The sequence below is a fragment of the Corynebacterium aurimucosum genome, assembly GCF_046895345.1.
GTDB classification, from domain to species: Bacteria; Actinomycetota; Actinomycetes; order Mycobacteriales; family Mycobacteriaceae; genus Corynebacterium; species Corynebacterium aurimucosum_G.
This window is the reverse complement of sequence record NZ_CP160096.1, coordinates 1,285,455-1,304,573: the sequence shown is the minus strand read 5'-3', so window position 1 is coordinate 1,304,573 and position 19,119 is coordinate 1,285,455. Positions and strand designations below refer to the sequence as shown.

Annotated in this window: 17 protein-coding genes; 7 read left to right on the top strand and 10 right to left on the bottom strand. The window is 61.1% G+C overall.

Features of this window, described 5'->3' with window-relative positions; genetic code table 11:
- Nucleotides 1-18 precede the first annotated feature (18 nt).
- The gene (locus tag ABZS45_RS06230; RefSeq protein WP_412101087.1) at nucleotides 19-2,634 is read right to left on the bottom strand and encodes an acyltransferase family protein; all 2,616 of its coding nucleotides are present in this window, start codon (nucleotides 2,632-2,634) and stop codon (nucleotides 19-21) included.
- Between the two features lie 115 nt (nucleotides 2,635-2,749).
- Here ABZS45_RS06230 and ABZS45_RS06225 point away from each other — a divergent pair, with 115 nt between their 5' ends.
- A complete protein-coding gene (locus tag ABZS45_RS06225; RefSeq protein WP_210386037.1) occupies nucleotides 2,750-3,031 on the top strand; it encodes a hypothetical protein in 282 nt (93 codons plus the stop codon).
- A 60-nt stretch (nucleotides 3,032-3,091) separates the two neighbouring features.
- On the opposite strand, the gene ABZS45_RS06220 is transcribed toward ABZS45_RS06225, so the two are convergent.
- Nucleotides 3,092-3,889 (bottom strand): HAD family hydrolase, encoded by a 798-nt coding sequence (locus ABZS45_RS06220; protein WP_412101086.1) that lies wholly within the window; start codon nucleotides 3,887-3,889, stop codon nucleotides 3,092-3,094.
- A gap of 96 nt (nucleotides 3,890-3,985) precedes the next feature.
- Between ABZS45_RS06220 and ABZS45_RS06215 the strand changes: the two genes are divergently transcribed.
- Complete coding sequence (locus ABZS45_RS06215) at nucleotides 3,986-5,020, top strand: enoyl-CoA hydratase/isomerase family protein (RefSeq protein WP_070447176.1); 1,035 nt, start codon at nucleotides 3,986-3,988, stop codon at nucleotides 5,018-5,020.
- 7 nt (nucleotides 5,021-5,027) lie between these two features.
- Here the strand turns inward: ABZS45_RS06215 and ABZS45_RS06210 are convergent, their stop codons facing one another.
- The 3 genes from ABZS45_RS06210 to ABZS45_RS06200 are packed head-to-tail and all read right to left on the bottom strand — an operon-like array spanning nucleotide 5,028 to nucleotide 8,578.
- Nucleotides 5,028-6,188, bottom strand: coding sequence for a DUF6882 domain-containing protein (locus ABZS45_RS06210; protein ID WP_070447173.1), 1,161 nt, complete (start codon nucleotides 6,186-6,188; stop codon nucleotides 5,028-5,030).
- Nucleotides 6,188-7,351 carry a glycosyltransferase family 4 protein gene (locus tag ABZS45_RS06205; RefSeq protein WP_412101085.1) on the bottom strand — a complete coding sequence of 388 codons (1,164 nt, stop codon included), beginning with the start codon at nucleotides 7,349-7,351 and terminating at the stop codon, nucleotides 6,188-6,190. Before ABZS45_RS06205 ends, ABZS45_RS06210 begins: the two co-directional genes overlap by 1 nt.
- Nucleotides 7,352-7,357: 6 nt before the next feature.
- Nucleotides 7,358-8,578 (bottom strand): NAD-dependent epimerase/dehydratase family protein, encoded by a 1,221-nt coding sequence (locus tag ABZS45_RS06200; RefSeq protein ID WP_412101084.1) that lies wholly within the window; start codon nucleotides 8,576-8,578, stop codon nucleotides 7,358-7,360.
- 248 nt (nucleotides 8,579-8,826) lie between these two features.
- On the opposite strand from ABZS45_RS06200, the gene ABZS45_RS06195 reads away from it, so the two are divergent.
- A complete protein-coding gene (locus tag ABZS45_RS06195) occupies nucleotides 8,827-9,483 on the top strand; it encodes a hypothetical protein (RefSeq protein WP_412101083.1) in 657 nt (218 codons plus the stop codon).
- Nucleotides 9,484-9,631: 148 nt separating this feature from the next.
- On the opposite strand, the gene ABZS45_RS06190 is transcribed toward ABZS45_RS06195, so the two are convergent.
- Both ABZS45_RS06190 and ABZS45_RS06185 read right to left on the bottom strand, forming a co-directional pair.
- Nucleotides 9,632-10,177, bottom strand: a complete 546-nt coding sequence (locus ABZS45_RS06190; RefSeq protein WP_412101082.1) for a gamma carbonic anhydrase family protein — start codon at nucleotides 10,175-10,177, stop codon at nucleotides 9,632-9,634.
- A gap of 6 nt (nucleotides 10,178-10,183) precedes the next feature.
- Nucleotides 10,184-10,591 carry a hypothetical protein gene (locus ABZS45_RS06185; protein ID WP_412101081.1) on the bottom strand — a complete coding sequence of 136 codons (408 nt, stop codon included), beginning with the start codon at nucleotides 10,589-10,591 and terminating at the stop codon, nucleotides 10,184-10,186.
- 35 nt (nucleotides 10,592-10,626) lie between these two features.
- Here ABZS45_RS06185 and ABZS45_RS06180 point away from each other — a divergent pair, with 35 nt between their 5' ends.
- Both ABZS45_RS06180 and ABZS45_RS06175 read left to right on the top strand, forming a co-directional pair.
- Entirely contained in the window at nucleotides 10,627-11,496 is an 870-nt protein-coding gene (locus tag ABZS45_RS06180) for a patatin family protein (protein WP_412101080.1), read from the top strand.
- A 126-nt stretch (nucleotides 11,497-11,622) separates the two neighbouring features.
- Entirely contained in the window at nucleotides 11,623-13,188 is a 1,566-nt protein-coding gene (locus tag ABZS45_RS06175; protein ID WP_412101079.1) for an aspartate:alanine exchanger family transporter, read from the top strand.
- On the opposite strand, the gene ABZS45_RS06170 is transcribed toward ABZS45_RS06175, so the two are convergent.
- Genes ABZS45_RS06170 through pth form a run of 3 tightly spaced genes read right to left on the bottom strand, consistent with a single transcriptional unit; the run spans nucleotide 13,185 to nucleotide 16,420 of the window.
- Nucleotides 13,185-14,816: a peptide chain release factor 3 gene (locus ABZS45_RS06170; protein WP_412101078.1), complete on the bottom strand. Its 1,632-nt coding sequence runs from the start codon at nucleotides 14,814-14,816 to the stop codon at nucleotides 13,185-13,187. The genes ABZS45_RS06175 and ABZS45_RS06170 overlap by 4 nt on opposite strands.
- Nucleotides 14,817-14,840: 24 nt before the next feature.
- Nucleotides 14,841-15,698: an SDR family NAD(P)-dependent oxidoreductase gene (locus ABZS45_RS06165; RefSeq protein ID WP_412101077.1), complete on the bottom strand. Its 858-nt coding sequence runs from the start codon at nucleotides 15,696-15,698 to the stop codon at nucleotides 14,841-14,843.
- 41 nt (nucleotides 15,699-15,739) lie between these two features.
- Nucleotides 15,740-16,420: an aminoacyl-tRNA hydrolase gene (pth, locus tag ABZS45_RS06160; RefSeq protein WP_412101076.1), complete on the bottom strand. Its 681-nt coding sequence runs from the start codon at nucleotides 16,418-16,420 to the stop codon at nucleotides 15,740-15,742.
- A gap of 38 nt (nucleotides 16,421-16,458) precedes the next feature.
- Between pth and ABZS45_RS06155 the strand changes: the two genes are divergently transcribed.
- Nucleotides 16,459-17,442: a nitronate monooxygenase gene (locus ABZS45_RS06155; protein ID WP_412101075.1), complete on the top strand. Its 984-nt coding sequence runs from the start codon at nucleotides 16,459-16,461 to the stop codon at nucleotides 17,440-17,442.
- Nucleotides 17,443-17,506: 64 nt separating this feature from the next.
- Complete coding sequence (locus ABZS45_RS06150; protein ID WP_412101074.1) at nucleotides 17,507-18,961, top strand: glyceraldehyde-3-phosphate dehydrogenase; 1,455 nt, start codon at nucleotides 17,507-17,509, stop codon at nucleotides 18,959-18,961.
- Nucleotides 18,962-19,119 lie beyond the last annotated feature (158 nt).

Sequence of the window (19,119 nt, the reverse complement as noted above, 5' to 3'; positions counted from 1 at the left end):
TTCTTAGGTCTTTGTCGCTTAGCTGGAGCACACTGTAGTGAGGTTCTTCTCCTCGTCTGCGTACTGCTCGAGGGCAGCGTACAGAGCATCCGCGTACAGGTGCGCGCCTTCGGGTAGCGGGTGGACACCGTCGTCGTAAAGCATGGCAGGATTCTCCTGCGCTACTCCGCACCAGTCTGCGATATAGACGTTGTCGTGCGTCGTTGCGGCCTCGATGATTTCGGCGCGCGCCGGCCCCATCCAATCGCGCTCACCGTAAGGCAACACGAGGACCAGTGTGCGCTCGGAGCCAACGATGTCGATGAGCTCGTCCATTTGGCCCTCAAACGTAGCTCCGTTGGTGCCCAAGCCCATAAATACGGTGGAGCGCAACTGCCCGGAATCCTTCAGCCCCTGAACCACGGGTAGGGCTGCCGAATAGTGGCGGGAGATAGCAGCGTCGATACTGATACCCGGGAAACGCTCACTAAGTGCTTCGGAAGCAGCAAGCATGACAGAATCACCGATCGCACTGATTTCGTTGCCAGTGGGTATCGCGCGCTTCTCCTTCGGCTTTGCAGTTTCCGAGGGCTGTGCCGGAGCGGAGCTAGCAGCCTGCTCGTTGGACTGCGCCATGCGCTCGAGCTCGCGCTCTAGTTCGCTCTTATCCTCCGAGGTCACCAGGGCATAGCCCACACCGAGCAGAGATAGCACGACGATGACGGGGACTGCAGGCCACAGGGCCTTGCCAAAGCCATCCTTAATCTCCTCCATGCTGGGGCGTGCCGACCAATAGGCATGCCACGTGGGGCGGAATCCGGCGCGGCGGAAGGGGTTTTCTACAAACTGGTAGGTCACCTCTGCCAGCAAGCAGCTCAGCGGAAGGCAAAGGAGACCCAGGAGCCACGAAGGGGCATCGGACAGCGCGTGGACAATCATGACCACCGGCCAGTGCCAGAGGTACAAAGAGAAGGAACGCTGTCCCAGCCAGCGCATCACGCGGGTGCGGAAGATCCAGGTAAGGGGGCCGGTTTCCCGCACCACTCCCCAAATCATCGCCGCGCCGAGCACACTGGTGAGGACCAAACCACCGCGGTAGGTGAATTCGCGGTCCGCGCCCATCCATACCAGTTGGGCAAGGTAAGCAACTAGTGCGAGAGCACCAACGGCACCGGCAAGAGTGCCCTTGTTTGCTGCCGGCCAAGAGTCGGCGTCGATGTCCTTGTCGGTGGAGGTCAAAAGCAGGGACAACATTGCGCCAATGAGGAGACCGAAGGCATGGGTATCGGTTCCGTAGTACACACGGGTGGGATCCTCGCCCGGGGTGAAGATGAGCGCCATCGCGACGGCCGAAGCAATCGTGAGGATCAGTGATACCGCGATGGGCAGACGCTTGGGCTTGCGGCGGGAAATGGCAAAGATGCCAAACATCAGCAGGGGCCAAATCAGATAGAACTGTTCCTCGACGGCCAAGGACCAATAGTGCGCGAAGACCTGCACTTCATTTGGCGCAAAGTAGGTTTGGCTGGTGGCGATTTGGGTCCAGTTGTTGACAAAGAAAAAGGTGCCCAAGAATTGCTGGCGGATGCCTACTGCTAGGTCGCCGCCGATGAGGGCCACAATCGCAGTACATATCGAGAGGACCACGAGGGCGGCGGGGAGAATGCGCCGGAAACGGCGGATCCAAAAATCCTTGAGGCTGATGCGCCCAGTCGCGTTGAATTCACGGACCAGCAGCGAGGTAATGAGGAAGCCGGAAAGGACAAAGAACATGTCCACGCCGAGGTAACCGCCGGGGAGGATATCCCCGAAGAAGTGATAGATCACTACGGCGAGCACCGCGAGACCACGCAGACCATCCAAGCCCGGTACTTGACGCAGCCGGGCGCGTCGACGGCGTGGTTTGGTTGCAGGTGAAGTTGTAGACGGGGCGGCTGTGCTGCGGGCGGATGCACTGGCAGCGGCAGGAGCCGTGGCGGGGGCCGTAGCCGCAGTGGCGGACGTCGCGCTTGCCGTTGCGGCGCCTACCGCTGCCGCGGTTGCAGTTGCCGGAGCCGCGGCAGCAGCAGTGGATTCTTTCGCTACTGGCCGCTTTGTTGAACGGCGCTTTTCTTGTTTTGTGCTCAGTACCCCGACGGACTGTGAGCGACGAGCCAGAGCCCGCGAAATCTCATTCTCGGGCCCGGCGGTTTCTTTTTTCTTTTTTCCCTTTCCCTTTCCCGGTTCTTTGGTCTGTTCAGGTGCCTCGGCCTTGATGGCCTCAGTGCGCTGGGCTTTTTGGCGCTCTTCGCCCTGTGCAGGATTCTTAGTAGGCTTGGGAGTCTTTTCTTTGTGTGCAGCCGGTGCCGGAGTCGAGGCAGGCTTCTGTGTTGTGGCAGCTGTAGGGGACTTTGCCGCAGCGGGCTGGGAACCTGGTGTGGCGGCCGGAGTCTTGCTGGCACGGCTGGTCTCCGAGACCTTGTTTCCCGGAACAGAAGTCTTGTTCTGCTGCTCAGAACCTGTTTTCTGCGGGGCAGGGCTCTGCGTGATCGGGCGGCGAGGGACGGTGCGTCGTGGGCCGCGGCGGCCAGTCGAGACTACGTCAGCCTCCTCGCGGGCTTTGACGAGTTTGGCCTTCTTCACCGCCGCAGCTTTGGGAAGGGCGCTCGGCGACAAGTCCAGGGTGAAGTCTTCCGCTGGCCGTGGGCGCACGCGGCCAGGCCGCGCGGCTGGGCGCTGAGTGCTGGGCCGCTGAGCTCTGGGCGTAGCGCTTTTATCCGAGGTGGTGGGCTTGGCGGGTGAGGTCGACTTTCCAGGCTTCGTGGTGTCAGTAGGTGCGGTGGATGGAGAAGCCGATGAGGGCTTGACAGCCGTAGTGGACTTAGTAGACGCGGCTGAGACTTTAGATGCAGTAGTCGACGTTGAAGAAGGCTTCTGTGAAGCGGAAGGGGAGTCCGGAGTGGAACTCGATGTGGATGATTCGCCTTTTGCCAAGCGTGACACCATCGACCGCAAAAACTTCTTCACTTCACACTCCGCAGGTAGACACCGTGGTTCGGATACTGAGGCTTAGTAACCCGAGTAATCCTACTCTGTGCGTGCGACTAGTCGGTCAAGGAGTCAGGGGAGCGTGTTAGGTGCGCAAAAGCTGGCGAAGCACGGTGCTGACGCCGTTGTCAGTATTGGGAGGGGCAATGATGTCCGCTAGGTCTTTCAGCTGCGGATGTGCGTTCTCCATCGCGACGGCTGTCCCGGCAGCGCGCAGCATTTCGAGATCATTGAGGTAGTCACCGAAGGCCACGGTGGCGGTGATGGGTACGTTGGCGAGTTCAGCGAGCTTGACTAAGGCTGCACCTTTATCCACGCCGCGAGCCATGACATCGAGCCAGACTTTGCCCGATACCGCCACGTTGTCTTCCGGGACAGCGCGGACAATGGGTTTGTAGATGTGTGCCTCTGAACCGGATTCGCAGAAGATGGCGATCTTGATGATGTTGCTATCGGGGACGGCGTCTAGGTCATCGACCCACGTGACCGCCTTGTAGTACTTGGAGATCTCTGCGCGGGCTGCATCGGATGCATCCCGCCCGACATAGGCGGTTTTAGGTGAGCACAGCACCACGGTGTGCTCCACATCCATGGCTGCTGAGGCCTCGCGTGCTGAGTGCACGGTCGCTTCTGGGAGCGGGAATGTCGCAATGATGTCGCCACCACGCATGACTACTGAGCCATTTTCAGCGATGAAGGTTTCGCCTTGCGGGAACATCTGCTTGAGTGTTGCCAGTTGGCGCCCTGAGGCCGGAACTAGCTCGCATCCACGGTGCGCGGCAAGCTCCTGCAGCTCCGCGAAGTCCGCTGGTAGTTGGCCGTGGGCATCGAGGAGCGTGCCGTCCATGTCAAGAGCAACAAGTTGTGGGAGCAAAAAAGTCACACCAATCTAAATGGGTTGGGCTAAAGCAGAAACCATGTCCAAGGTAGCGCCAAAAATAGGTGGCTGAAACATTTGTGATATGGAACACTGGTGCGCATGACTATGACTGATCCAGTACTCGTTTCTGTCCGCAACCGTACCGGAGTCCTTGAACTCAATCGCCCGAAGGCTCTGAATTCTTTGAACCCGGAGATGATTGACATCATCCGCCGCTCCCTCGAAGCGTGGGCGCAGGATGACGAGATTGAGCAAGTCCTGATTCATTCCAACAGCCCCAAAGCTTTTTGCGCCGGTGGCGATGTGCGCCACGCACGGGAGGGAATCGCGGAAGGAAAGTTGGAGGAGGTCGATGCCTTCTTCGCCAGCGAGTACCTCACTAACGGTGATATCGCCGAGTTCCCGAAGCCCTATATTGCCGTCATCGACGGGGTTGTGATGGGTGGTGGATTGGGTATCTCCATGCATGGTTCGCACCGCGTGGTAACTGAGAAGGCCTTCGCGTCGATGCCGGAGATGAATATCGGCTACGTCACGGACGTGGGAGTGGCCTATGCAGCGCAGCGCATGGTGGGCACACGCGGAGTAGCTTCGCCGGGCTTGGCAAAATTCTGGGGGCTCAGCGGCTACCGCATGTATGCCGCGGACATGCTGTGGACGGGTGTCGCAACCCACGTGGTTAAGGATGCCGCTGAGTTGATTGAGGCAGCTATCGAGCGGGGCATCGACGCAGCACTGGAGGATCTAGCTTTGCCTGCACCACAACAGCCGGCGCCGTTGGAGCAGGTAGCCAAAGACTTGGAGGAGACCTTCGCGCTGCCGACGTGGGAGGAGATTTCCGCAGAGCTCGACAAGCGCCCAACCATTGCCGGCGAAGTACGCCGCCTCATGGCCGCCGCCTGTCCAGCCGCCATCGTTGCGGCCAATGAGCTTTATGAGGCGGAGGCTGCTGTCGACGATATCCGCGAGGCCCTCCTACTGGAGCTCAAGCTGGGCATGCACATGTACCGCCGCCCCGATTTTTCCGAAGGCGTGCGCGCGGTGCTGGTGGACAAGACCCAGGATGCTGCGTTTAACCCAGCGACCACCGAGGAGGTTGACGCCGAAGAATTCCGCGCAGTGTTGAACTCCTAGTTAGGACTTATAGGCCACGTGCCTGCTGATAGGCGGCGCGCGCCCGGTGTTCATCCACTCCTTCAGGCACGGCAACGTTAAGGGTGGCCTGCGTGGCGGCCGGGGTCGGTGCGGGCAGATGGAAGGCAGGGGCATCGGTCAGCGCCAGCCCCTGGCGACCATCGGGCAGCTGCACAGGCAATAGGGTCCACAGTCCCAAGACCGGCATGGCTAACTGCGGCAGGCGCACCGAGCGCGCTTCGGGGATCGACACACGGGCGCGAATCAGCTCGGGGAGAGCATTGTCATAGCCGAAGCGGCGCAGGTTCGCCGCTGCTTGGGCGGACATGGAACTAGATAGCTCGTCCGCCCATGCCCAGGTGAACGTGTCCGTGGATGCGTCGAGAGTAGCAATGAGGTGGGCGGGAACCGTGAGCGAACCATAATCAGAGTTGACCACGGTGCGAGACGTGCCAGGGGCGAGGTCCGCAGACAGGTTGGGGAAGCGGGCCTCCAAGAAGAAATTATGCTCGGTGGCAAGAAAGTGGGCGTCAGCCAATACATCGCGTGCGCTAAGCCCGGCCTGGCCTGAGGGGTGGGGAAGGGCCGCGATCCGAGTGCCGTGGAAGCGCGCGAGGCCTTCTGCTGCCACCGGTGCCACGCCTAGATAGGAGGCGAGCTCAGAGGTAGCAAGGCGCTCGTCGACGCCCCCTTCGACATCCCCCGAGCGTTCGAGCCCGGCCAGGATGCTAACACGGGGATCCGGGGGGAGCTCCGTGAAATCGACGGCGACGAGTGCTTCGCCCTCACCCTGTGGGACGCGGAGAACGGGCCGGTCACCCACCAACCGCCGTGCTAAGCCGCGAAGCAGGGCGGAATCGGGCTGTGGTCCGTGGAACTGAGGTTGGGGCGCTTGTTCCGTCAAACCCGTGGCCCAGTGCAGCTGTCCATCCTGGATGGTGGCTAGACGCAGTCCATCGAAGTCATAGCTCCCTGAATCAGTACTAAAGCGCACCACCGCGCGCTGGTCTTGGTCTGGCTGCGCTGCTTGTCGGGCTTCGGGGGCTGGGGCAGCGGGCGTGAAGTTCACTTCGACGTCGCGCACGTCGCCCAAGCGGGACGTAAACGTGGCGTCGATGCCGGCTTGGATAAAAGCGCCTGCGGAGTACAGGTTCTGGGCGGAATCCATTAGCGCTCCTTGACTTCGTTTTCTTCCCTGCGGAAGGGGTGCTCGATAGCTTCCTCATAGGCCTGAAGGAGGGCTTGGGTGGATTCTACCCAGGAATACTTTTCAGCTTCGTGGCGGGCGGCGGCACCCATCTTCTCCCGGCGGGCAGGGTCTTCGAGGAGTCCGAGCGTGGCGCGGGCCCAGGCCTCATCATCGGCGTCCGGCGCGATGAGGTGCCCGGTCACGCCTTCCTCAATGACGAAGGGGATACCACCGGCATTCGTGCCGACGACCGGCACGCCCGAGGCAAAGGATTCCAGAGCAACAAGCCCCAAGGTCTCCGTGGCGGAGGGGAAAAGGAAGACATCCCCCACGGCGAAGGCAGCGGCGAGCTCCTCGCCAGACAGGTAGCCGGTGAACACTGTGTGCGCAGGATCGAAGCTAGCCTTGAGCTCCTCCAAGGCGGGGCCATCGCCAACGATGGCTAGACGGACGTCGCTAAGCTGTGCCCGCACTAACTGCATCACGTGGTCGAGGCGCTCCAAGTCCTTCTCTTTGGATACTCTGCCGATATAAGTCACCAGCGGGGCATCCGGGTTACCGTCGGTGAGGCGCTCGCGCATCTGCGTCGTGGCGCGGCTGGGGTGATAGTTTTGCGTATCAACGGCTTTGGGCCACAAATGCACGTTGCGGATCCCCATCTTCTGCGCCTTATCCACCATGGGTCCAGAGGTACATAGGTTCACTGCAGCCTGGTTGTGCAGATACTTCAGCGCGGCTTCGGTCAGCGGCCTAGTCCACCCGATGCCCAGCGCGTCGACGTACTCAGGGACATTGGTGTGGAAGCTAGCTACCAACGGCACGGCATCGCGCTGCGCGGCAAAGACGCCGAGGGCCGCGGTCCAAATGGGATTGACCGCGTGGATGACATCGGGATCGAAATCCCGGATCTCCTTGAAGAATTTCCACGAAGGCAGGCCAAACTTGATCTCCGGGTAGACCCACAGCGACAGACTGGGGATGCGGGTGACCTCGAAGCCGGCATAGGAATCAGGAGCCTTGCCCGTGGCAAAAATCCGGACCTCGTGGCCCATCGCGGCCAACTGGTCCAGCGTGCGCGTCAGGCGCGTGACCACGCCGTCGATCTTGGGCAGGAAGACCTCAGTAACGATAGCGATGCGCACGAAGGTTTAGGCCTCCGCAGCGTCGGCGCCGTTGGTCAAGGTTTCGGGAACACCGGCGTGCTGCTGGCGCGTCCACAGTGACTGTGCCGGAATCTTGGAACGGTCAGCGCGGTCGGCGTACTTACGCGCGACCTCCTCCACCTCATGGAGCAACCCCTCCGACAAGGTGGTCGGCTCCAGTCCTAGTTCGAGGAAGGTGTCGTTGGTGACGTGAAGTTCATTCTCGGCGGATTCCTTGCGCGGGTTCGGCACATAGGCCACTTCCGCACCAGAGATCTTTGCCAGCAATTCTGCCAGGTCGCGCACGCGGTGGGTTTCGGTCATCTGGTTGATGATCTTGACGCGCTCGCCGCGTGCCGGCGGGTTCTGCAGGGCTAGCTCGATGCAGCGCACCATGTCACGGATGTGGATGAAAGCGCGGGTTTGTCCGCCGGTGCCGTGCACGGTCAGCGGATAACCAATGCCGGCCTGGATGAGGAAGCGGTTAAGCACGGTGCCGTAGTCACCGTCATAATCAAAACGGTTAATAAGGCGTTCATCTTTCTGGGTCTGCTCAGTGTGGGTGCCCCAGATAATCCCCTGGTGCAAGTCGGTGATGCGCAGCTCATCGTTCTTGGCATAGTAAGCAAAAAGGTGCTGGACCAGCACCTTCGTCATGTGGTAGACCGAGCCCGGGTTGGAGGGGTAGAGGATTTGCTGCTTGACGACGCCATTCTCACCCGCATCCACCTGCACGTCCAGGTAGCCCTCCGGGATCTTCATGCCGGCGGTGCCGTAGCCGTAGACCCCCATGGTGCCCAAGTGTGCGACGTGGATATCCTGCTCAGACTCGACAATGGCGGCGAGCAAGTTGTGGGTGGCGTTGATGTTGTTATCCACTGTGTAGCGCTTGGTGCGCGAATTCTTCATGGAATAGGGAGCGGCGCGCTGCTCAGCAAAGTGCACCACAGCATCTGGGTGCTCGGTCTGCAGGAACTCCAACAAGCCGTCGTAGTCCTGGGCCACGTCGAGGTTACGGAAGCCGATGGTCTTGCCGGAGACCTCAGTCCACGCAGCCAGGCGCTCTTCAATGGAGGCGATGGGTGTTAACGATTCCGCGCCCAACTCCTCATCGATGGCGCGCCGGGAGAGGTTATCCACGATGATGACCTCATGGCCTTGGTCGGAGAGATAAAGGGAAGCGGGCCAACCGCAAAAGCCGTCTCCACCGAGAATCGCTACCTTCATTTTTTAATCTCTCCATATTCGCTGTCGGGGGCATGAGTTACGGCGCCGCCGACGATGGGGGAGAAACCCGTCGCGGCGGCAAGCACTTTTCAATACCTTACCGTTTACGGCCTTTACATGAGGGCTCTTAACGGTAAACAGTGAGTGAATGTTTCCTCAGGCTGTACCGCTAGGGTGAGGCTCGGTTCAGGAGCTGAAGACTCGGAGTCCGTATTAGCTCCGACACGACGCCCTGTACACTGGCCCGCATGCTCGAAGCCGTGCTTAATGCTTTTGCCGATTCCGTCAATGCTCTACTGATCGGAATCCTGGTAGCTATCGGCATCATGCTTCCGCGGGGCAGCTACCGCAAGATCGCAGCCCTCGTCATCGTCGGTGACTGGTTCGGTGTGCTCACCGCGGCCGCCGTGGTGATGTTCGTATTCGTTGGTATCCAGGACAAGGTGGCCGCCGCACTCGAATCACCGCTGCTTGGCTGGGGGCTGGTGATCATTGGCCTGGGACTGGGCCTTCTGGCCTGGCGCTCCAAGGGCGAACCTAATGACATGGTGCAGAAACTCCTCGGCCCGCTGCGTACACCTTCGGCCAAGACTGTCGCGGTGGGCTATGCCATGGGCGTTATCCAGTCCTTGACTTCCGTGCCGTTCTTCTATGGCCTGATGCACCTTGCGGCCGGCGACTTTAGCAACACCGTTAAGTATGGCGGTCTCTTCTTCTATGCCACCTTTGCGCTCTCGCTGCCCACGGTGTGCGGGCTTTTCATCGCTGTGGTCCGGGCGAAACCGCACTCCTGGGCCGGCCGCGCCTTCGCGTGGGCGCGGGAGAACTCCGCAACCGTTGCGTTGTGGAGTGGCTACGGCGTGGCCGCCTTCCTAGTGATTATGGGGCTTGTTTCCCTGTTCTAGGGCTGTAGCCCTGAAATCATCTGATTGTGGCTTAGTTCGTGGCCCGAGGCTGCGTAGATGGAACTGCCCAAGTTGACAAAGATCTGGTCAGATCCTGCGGCGAGTTCAAGAGTTTTGGCAACAACGGCAGTTTGAAAGAGTCGTGGCGCTAGTCGTAGAGGACAGCGTCGAGGGGGAGGGCGTCGCCAAACAGCGCCTGCTTCTGAGCAATCTCGACGTAGCGCGCGGCGTGCGGGATGAAGGCGGCGGATTCCTCAGGGCTCAACTCACGCCGCACCTTGGCAGGCACCCCAGCAGCTAGGGTGCCGGCGGGAATGTCTTGGCCTTCGAGCACCACAGCGCCGGCGGCGATGAGAGAACCTGGGCCCACGGTAGAGCCGGAGAGTAGGGAGGCTTTCATCCCGACGAGCGTGCCCGCGCCCACGTGCGTGCCATGGAGCATGGCCATGTGTCCTACGGTGACGTCATCCTCCAGCACACAAGGCGCAGTGGCTTCGACGTGAATGACGCAGTTGTCCTGGATGTTGACGCGCGCCCCAAGGCGGATGGAACCGACGTCCCCGCGCAACACAGAGCCATAGAACACGGAAGAATCTGGCCCGATGGTGACGTCACCGATGATGGTGGCATTCGAAGCAATCCAGGCGCTGCGGTGGATGCGGGGAGTGTGTCCTTGGAAGGGGAGGATGAGCATGGCGGACTAGCTTTCTTCAGGGGTGGTTTCGATGGAGACCGCGAGGGACTCGGAGACTTCATAATCGCCGGGTTCGGTGCTGAGGTGTATCAGCGTGTCCCGTTCTGCAGGGGATAGCGGGATAGCCCAGCCCCGCTTGGGATCGTGGATAGGGCGCTGTGTCTTCGCCGTGGGGGAGAGGTGCACCGTGGATTGCGGTCCGCGCAGCTGTGCGGGCTCGCCGGAGCGGGCCACCTCACTGAGCACCTGTGCACCGTCTGGGGAGGTCACCAGGATGATGAGGCCGCCGGCCGTGTGGACGGACAGGTGGTCTACAGAGACCTCGACGGCGTGGGGATCCGGGGAAGCCAAGCGGACGGTGGGGGAGCCGCCGAGCTTATCGACGATCTCCTTTACCGCAGAAAACAAACTCATGGCGCGATCCTAGCGCGGGGGTACCATCGGGCACTGTGATTGACGCGAAAGATACAGCACTCGTCATTGAAGGCGGCGGCATGCGCAACTCCTATACCGCCGCGTGCATCGTCAAGCTTCTGCGGGAGGAGGTGGAATTCGGCTGGGTCGGAGGCGTGTCCGCGGGCTCCTCGCACACCGTGAACTTCCTCTCCCGCGACCTAAGTCGCTCGGAGGAATCTTTCGTCGACTTTGCCAAGAATCCCAGCTTCGGTGGTCTAGGTTCGCTGCTGCGCGGTAGCGGCTACTTCAATGCGGAGTTCATCTACGAGAAGGCTGCGGACCAGGACATGCCTTTTGACTGGGAAGCCTTCGAAGCCAACCCGGCGCAGATGTGTATTTCCGCCGCGCGCGCCGATACGGGGGAGAGCGTGTATTGGGGACGTGAAGACATCAAAACGCAGGAAGATTTGATGGTGCGTGTGCGCGCCTCCTCGACGCTGCCGCTGATCATGCCGATGCGTGTCATCGACGGTGCGCCGTATGTCGATGGTGCGATGGGCGAGTCCGGTGGCATCCTCATCGAGCAAGCGGAGAAGGCCGGGTTTGAGAAGTTCCTGTTCCTGGGGTCGAAACCGCGAGGCTACGTGCGGCCCGAGGTTGGGCGGCCGGCGGCGCTGCGACGAATCTTCCGGAAGTACCCTGCCGTGGCAGAGGCGATGATTGGACGGCCACCCCGGTACAACGCCTCCAAGGACCGGCTTCTGGAGCTGGAGAAGGAGGGGCGCGCTCAGCTTTTCTTCCCGGAGGATATGCAGGTGGCGTCGACTGAACGTTCCGTGACAAAGCTGCGCTCTAACTATGAGGCCGGGCGCGCACAGACCTATGCGGAATGGCCGGCATGGAAGGAATTCTTAAGCAGTTAGCTTGTCAGCACGGTGAATGTGTACTCAGCTCACCTTGATGCTAAGGGCGTGAGACGTAGCACCCTTGGAGCGGAAAAGCGTCTTTGAACGTGGCGTTTTCCACACGTTTTCCTACAATGGCCTTTCGTGTTGGCTCTATTTGATGGAAATATTTGGCTGAGCATATTCTTTGTTGCCTTGCTCGGCACGTTGTTTGGCATGATCCCCTTCGGCCCGTTGCGCTTCGGCGCGGCCGGTACGTTGTTCGTGGGCTTGGCCATCGGCGCCTTTATCGAACTCGATGGAACGATTTTAAGCAGCCTGCAAGAGATGGGGCTTGGCCTCTTTATCTATATGCAGGGCTTGTCTGCTGGTGAACGCTTCTTCAAGGGTTTCTCTGAGCAGCTGAAACACATGATCACCGCCGCTATCGCGGTGGTCGGTGCTGCTGCCGTGGCGCTTCTCGCGGGTGGATGGTTGGGCCTGTCACCCTTGCTTTCCGTGGGCGTATTCTCCGGCGCGACGACTTCGACGGCGTCGCTAGCCGTTGCCCAACAACAGACCGGCGAGGAGCTGCCCGCCGTGGGCTATTCCTTGGGCTACCCGGTGGGCGTAGCCGTTGCCATTCTGCTCGTGGCCTTCCTGCTGAAGCAGTCCTGGCCGGATTCCAAGGACAAAGACAATTCTGCGGAGGAGGTTTTCCGCTCCCGCACCATTCGGGTGACCAAGGACATCACCTATGAGGAGCTCGTGGAGCGCTTTGAGGACCAATTTGTCATCGCCACGATTCGCCGCGGCAATACCCGCACCGTGGCGGGGGACCATCCAGAGATTCGCAAGGGCGATATCCTGCGCGTGCTCGTGACGAAGGCCAAGAAGCATGAGCTGACCGCTGCCTTGGGAAAGCGCCAGCCCCAAGTGCCCTTCGTGGATAAGCGCTTGGTCATTGAAAACGTGGTGGTCTCGAACACCGATATTGCGGGACGAACCGTGGAGGACCTCAACCTTTTCCAGCGCTTTGGTGGCCGTATCGTCCACGTGCAGCGCGGTGATGAGGAGTTCCTCGCTAGCTTCGATACGCACCTCGATGCCGGTGACCGGGTAGCGGTGATTGGGGATCAGGACCGTATGGGCGATATTCGCGATTATTTCGGTGACTCGGTTCAGGGCTACTCGCAGCTGAACTGGATCGCTGTGGGCGGCGGCCTGTTCTTGGGCTACCTCATTGCGCTCATCGTGGTGCCCTTGCCAGGTGGTACGTCCTTTGAGCTGGGCTTCGCGCTGGGGCCGCTGATTACCGGACTTGTTCTCGGTGCTCTGCACCGCACACGCCGCGTGCCCTGGAAGGTTCCGGCCTCTATCAATATGGCTCTTCAGCAGTGGGGTCTAGTCATCTTCTTGGCGTCGGTGGGGCTCGCTTCGAGTGAGGCTTTCCAGTCCACGGCATTCTCCTGGATGGGCCTGAAGTGCATGCTTCTGGCTGCCATCATTACCGTGATTGCCGTCGCCCTCTTTGCTGTGGCGAACAGGTTCCTAGGCCAGTCGGAGACCCGCACTGCTGGCGGCATTTCCGGCATCTTCGGCCAGCCTGCCGTGGTCAACTACGCCACAGGGATGAGCTCAGATTCCCGCATCATGACTGGCTACGCAGCCACCATCGTGGTGGCGCAGATAGTCAAGATTGTGGTCATTCCGTTGATGCTCACGTTCTAATCCGCCACCAGCGTCTCAATGGTCAGCTCCGGGTGCTCCTTCTCAATGAAGGCCAGCTTCCACTTATCACCAAAGAGTGCGATGAGCTCGCCGTCGCTGCGGGTGAAGATCTCCACGCCGCGCTGGCGGCCCAGCTCGGGCGCGGACTCGGCATCGGTGCGGCGCGCCACCGAGTAGGGGATGGGCTCGGTGATGGTCTCCACGTTGTATTCGACTTCCATGCGGGCCTGCATGACCTCGAACTGCATGGGGCCCACCGCGGCCATGACTGGGGCGGCGTCGCCGCGCGTATCGTTGCGCAGAATCTGCACCACACCTTCTGCGGCCAGCTGGTCCAGGCCCTTGCGGAAGGCCTTGTAATCGCCCAAGGATTTTGCACGCAAAATCTGGAAAGCCTCTGGAGCGAACTGCGGCATTGGCTTGAACTGCACCTTCTTGCCGGTATAAATCGTGTCACCTGGTGCCAAGGAACCGGCGTTGACCAAGCCGACGATATCACCCGGGTAGGCCGTATCCACGGTGTCACGCGTGCGGCCAAAGACCGTCAGCGCATACTTGGTGGAGAAGCTGCGGCCGGATTGGGCGTGGTTGACCTGCATACCGCGCTCAAACTCACCGGAAACCACGCGCATGAAGGCCAAGTTATCGCGGTGCTTGCGGTCCATGCCTGCCTGCACCTTGAAGATGACGCCCGAGAACTCATCGGTGACCTCGCGGACCTCATCGATGGCGGAGGTGGCGGCCTCGATGGCCTGCGGATCCGAATCGCGGGAGCGCGGAGCCGGGGCGATGGCGCATAGGGTATCCAGAATCTGGTGCACGCCGAAGTTCAGCATCGCGGAAGCGAAAATCAGCGGGGAGGTCACGCATTGCTCAAAGAGCTCTTGGTCGTGCAGAGCGCCGTCCGCGGCCAGCAGCTCTGCTTCCTCCACGGCGGTCTCCCAAGCAGCCTCTTCCTTCTCGGCGGCTTCCGCAGGCTCGTAGTGCTCCTCCGGGGCGATAGTGGAACCACCTGCGGTGCGCAGGAAGTGCACGTACTCGTCGGCCTCGCCGTCATCGTTGATGTGGGCCAAGCCGCGGAAGTCGCCGGCGATACCCACCGGCCAGTACAGCGGGGTGGGCTGCAGCTGGATTTCGTTCACGATTTCATCGACAAGCTCCAGCGGTTCCCGTCCCACGCGGTCCCACTTGTTGATCACCGTGATGATCGGCAGGCCGCGGGCCTTACACACGCGGAAGAGCTTGAGGGTCTGGGGCTCGAGGCCCTTGGCGGCGTCGATAAGCATGACGGCAGCATCCACCGCCGTGAGCACGCGGTAAGTATCCTCCGAGAAGTCCGCGTGGCCCGGGGTATCCACCAAGTTGATCATGTAGGGCTCGCCCTCGTGGCCTTCGGGCGCGTACTCGAACTGCAGCGCGGAGGAGGCCACGGAAATACCGCGTTCCTTCTCCATCTCCATCCAGTCAGAGACCGTGGATTTGCGGTTGCCCTTGCCGTGCACCGCGCCGGCCTCGTTGATGACGTGCGCGTGCAGCGCCAGCGCCTCCGTCAGCGTGGACTTACCAGCATCCGGGTGGGCGATGACGGCGAATGTGCGGCGGCGGGAAGCTTCGGAGGCAATACTCATGCGGGCTAGTTTAGCCGCTGGCTGCTACCACTCCACATTGAGCTGGCGGCCCAGATCATCAAAGATGCGCCGGGCCACGGAGAGCTTCTTCGCAATCGGCCGCTGCAGGCCGGGTTTACGCTTTTGGTTGTAGTACTCGCCGGAGTCGAAATGGATGCCCGGGGTGCCGCTGAGGAAGTAGGCCAAGTTCTCCCCACCCTTGTCCGCTTTGCCCAAGACGTATTGAGCCGCAGCGGTCGAATACAGCTTGCTCGTCCTGCTCGTTGAGTTATGCCCGAAGCCAGTATTCAAAATGCCCGGGTGGAAAGCCACCGAGGTTAGGCCGTGGGAATCGAGGTAGCGGGTCAGCAGAATATCGCCCAACTTGGCGTTGCCGTAGGCGAGCTCGGCGCTGAACTTTTCAAAAGTATTCGGGTCACCGGGGTCGAAAGAAGAATACAGCATGTTGGCCAAGGAGGCAGTCTGCACCACGGTGGCGTTGCTGGCCCGCAGCGTATCGCGCAGCAAGGAGGTCAGCAGAAATGGGGCCACGACGTTGATCTGCCACGTGCGCTCGAAGCCATCGGCGGTGGCGAAAGGGCCGTCGAACATTCCGCCGGCGTTGTTGCCCAAGGCATCAATCTGCGGGTACTGGCCCAACTCCTCCGCGAGGCGGCGCACCTGGCCCAAAGACTCAAAATTGGCCACATGGTACTGTGCGCCGATTTCCTCAGCTACAGCCTGCGTCTTCTCCGGATTGCGGCCTACCAGAACCAGCGAATCCTGCGGGCGGCGCTGGTGAAGGATACGGGCAGCGGCCGCCCCCACGCCGCTAGAAGCGCCGGTGATGACGATAGTTCTCGGGTCGTTATTCGATGGCAGGCTGTGGCTCGTGCGGCTCATACTTGGACAGTGTAGGACGTTGAGCTAAGGCGCGCCGGGGTTTATTTCGCCCGGGAGTGGATTTCCTGCTGGGCCTTGTTGAGGCCCTCAGTCACGATGAGGCGTGCGGCCTCGGCGGCGGTAGCGATGGTGGAATCGAGCTCAGCGGTGGTGTCGACAGGCGCGAGCACCCAGTCCGGGATGGAACCACCCTTCGGCGGGCGCCCGATACCGATGCGCACGCGCAGGTAATCGCGCGTGCCCAAGCGCTCGCTCAGCGACTTTAGGCCGTTATGGCCATTCTCGTTGCCGCCCTTCTTAATGCGCACCTTTCCAACAGGCAGGTCGAGCTCATCGTGGATGACGATGATGTTTTCTGCCGCAACCCCCAGTTGCGCGGCCAAGGGTGCAATGGGATCGCCGGAGAGATTCATGTACGTGTGCGAACGCAAAGCCACGACCTTCGTGCCCCCAAGCTCGAGCTGCGCCGCGCTGAGCTGGTGCCCAGTGACGGGGTCAAGCATGTCGCCAGATTCGGCGAGGAGATCATCCACCGCCATGTATCCCACGTTGTGACGAGTCGCGGCGTATTTCGCGCCGGGGTTGCCCAAACCCACGATGAGCCACTCGGCGCTTAAATCTGCCGGGTTTAATCCGGAGGTGGCGGCCTTCTGTGTTTTCTTATTCGGTGCTTCGCCGGCGCGGCCAAAGAGGCGGGTGAAAAAGTCACGGATGGCAGACACTACAACTCCCTTGATGGTTTTCTTTAGGCTGGGTAACCATGAGTCAACTTCTTGAGACTATCACTTGCCCCGTCCTACCTGCCCCGATGGCGGGCGGGCCCACCACGCCTGAACTGGTGGCCGCCGCCGATGCCGCCGGTTCCTTCAGCGCGTTGGGCTTGGGGAGCTGCTCCGTCGACGCCGCGCGGGAGGCCATCGCTGCGTGTGTAGGTACGCGCTTCGGGGTCAATATCTTTCACCCCCAGCGCGCACTGACCGAAACGGAACTCGCGACTGCGCAGTCCCTTGCTGCGGAAGAGGGCGCCGTGCTTGGCGACGTCTCCCTAAACTTCGGCTGGCAGGACAAGCTCGAGGCCGCGCTGGAGGGTGGGGCAGCAGTGCTGTGGTCGATGTTCGGCGTCTTTAGTGAGGAAGAGATCGCGCGCATCCATGGCGCCGGGGCAGAGGCCTGGACCACAGTCATCACCCCCGAGGAAGCGCGGGCTGCCACCGAGCGGGGCGTCGACGTCTTATGCGTGCAGGGGCCTGAAGCAGGCGGGCACCGCGGCGTGTGGGACCCGGGTGCGGAACCGGATCAGCGCCCACTTAAAGAACTTGTTGCGGCGGTCCACCAGGTCACGGACCTTCCACTCATTGCCGCGGGTGGTCTGCGCACCGCAGAGGATGTTGCCACGGCCCTGGCCTGGCCGGGGGTAAAAGCAGTCAGCTGTGGTTCCGCCTTCCTGCTCTCCGAGGAGGCCGGGACGAGTGAGCACAACCGCGAGCTGCTACACCGCGGCGGCCAAACGGTTTCCACCCGCGCGTTCTCCGGGCGCTACGCCCGCGGGCTGGAGACCGCCTACACACGGGCACACCCGGACCTGCCTTTGGTCTACCCCTATCTCAACGCGTTGCTGAAACCGCGTCGTGCGCAGCTCGACGCCGACGTGGACTATTGCCTCGTGGGCGTCGACTTGGAGAAAATCGGCGGGGGTAGTGTGGCGGAGATCCTCGCGCAACTACACCCAAACGGGCATGAATAAGGGTTAATATTTACGGATGGACAGAGTTTTACACCCTTTTTGACGAGTAAAGGATACAAAGCACGTGACTTCGAACGCGCACATTGGGCACGAGGATTGGAACGAGCGCCTGGAGCTGGCCCAAGAGATGATCCCGCTCATCCACCAGCTGCACCGCAACAACAACGTTGTCACCTCTATCTACGGCCGCCTGCTCATCGGCGTGACCGATATCGACATCATCAAGGCGCACCGCTACGCCCGCCGCATCGCTGAGCGCGAGCTTTCCACCGCAGAGACCCTGCCCATCCTCAAGGAACTGTGCTCGATGAACCTGGGCACCGCTTCCATCGACTTGGGCCGCCTGGCCACTGGCTTCCAAGAGTCCGGCTCCGATAACCTGCGCAACTACCTCGAGGAGACCCTCGTGGATCTCGTCGGCGCTGCTGTGGATAAGGAATCCACCGACGTCGTTCTTTATGGCTTCGGCCGGATCGGCCGCCTGCTGGCCCGCATCCTGATTGCCCGCGAGGCTGCTTACGGCGGCGTGCGCCTGCGCGCCATCGTCGTGCGCAAGAAGGGCGACATTGACATCTTCAAGCGCGCCTCCCTTCTGCGCCGTGACTCCGTCCACGGTGCCTTCAATGGCACCATCGCTGTTGACGAGGAGAACGAGGTCATCTGGGCCAACGGCACCAAGATTCAGATGATCTACGCCAACAACCCGGCAGAGATCGACTACACCCAGTACGGCATCGACAACGCCATCGTCGTGGACAATACTGGTGTCTGGCGCGACCGCGAGGGCCTGTCCCAGCACCTGCAGTCCAAGGGTGTGGCTCGCGTGCTGCTCACCGCTCCGGGCAAGGGAGACCTGAAGAACATCGTCTACGGCATCAACCACGGTGACATCGAGGACTCCGACCAGATCCTTTCCGCCGCTTCCTGCACCACCAACGGCATCACCCCAGTGCTCAAGGTCATCAATGACCGCTACGGCGTGGTTCACGGCCACGTGGAGACTGCGCACTCCTTCACCAATGACCAGAACCTCATCGATAACTTCCACAAGGGTGACCGCCGCGGCCGCGCCGCCGGCCTGAACATGGTGCTCACGGAAACCGGTGCAGCCAAGGCCGTGTCCAAGGCTCTGCCGGAGTTTGAGGGCAAGCTCACCGGCAACGCCATCCGCGTTCCCACCCCGGATGTGTCCATGGCTGTGCTCAACCTCGAGCTGGAGAAGGAAGCTGACCGCGACGAGGTCAATGACTTCCTGCGCAACGTGTCCCTGCACTCTGACCTGCGCCAGCAGATTTCCTACATCGCTTCTCCGGAAGTTGTGTCCTCTGACTTCGTGGGCTCTACCCACGCCGGTGTGGTCGATGGTCTCGCCACCATCTCCTCCGGCAAGCACCTCGTGCTCTACGTGTGGTACGACAACGAGTTCGGCTACTCCAACCAGGTCATTCGCATCGTCGAGGAAATCGCCGGTGCCCGCCCGGTGGTCTACCCGAAGCGCGTCGATGTTTCTGAGCTCTAAGAGCTAGATAGCTAACACCGCTCTCGCCACATGGCGCGGGCGGTGTTTCGTTGTTTTGGGGTCGTTATCGATTCATCCCTAAGCTTGCCAGGATGCTTCACACGCACAACTGCCCGATCTGCCAAAAGTAGGGGCCGAAAAATCTAGACTGTTTTCGA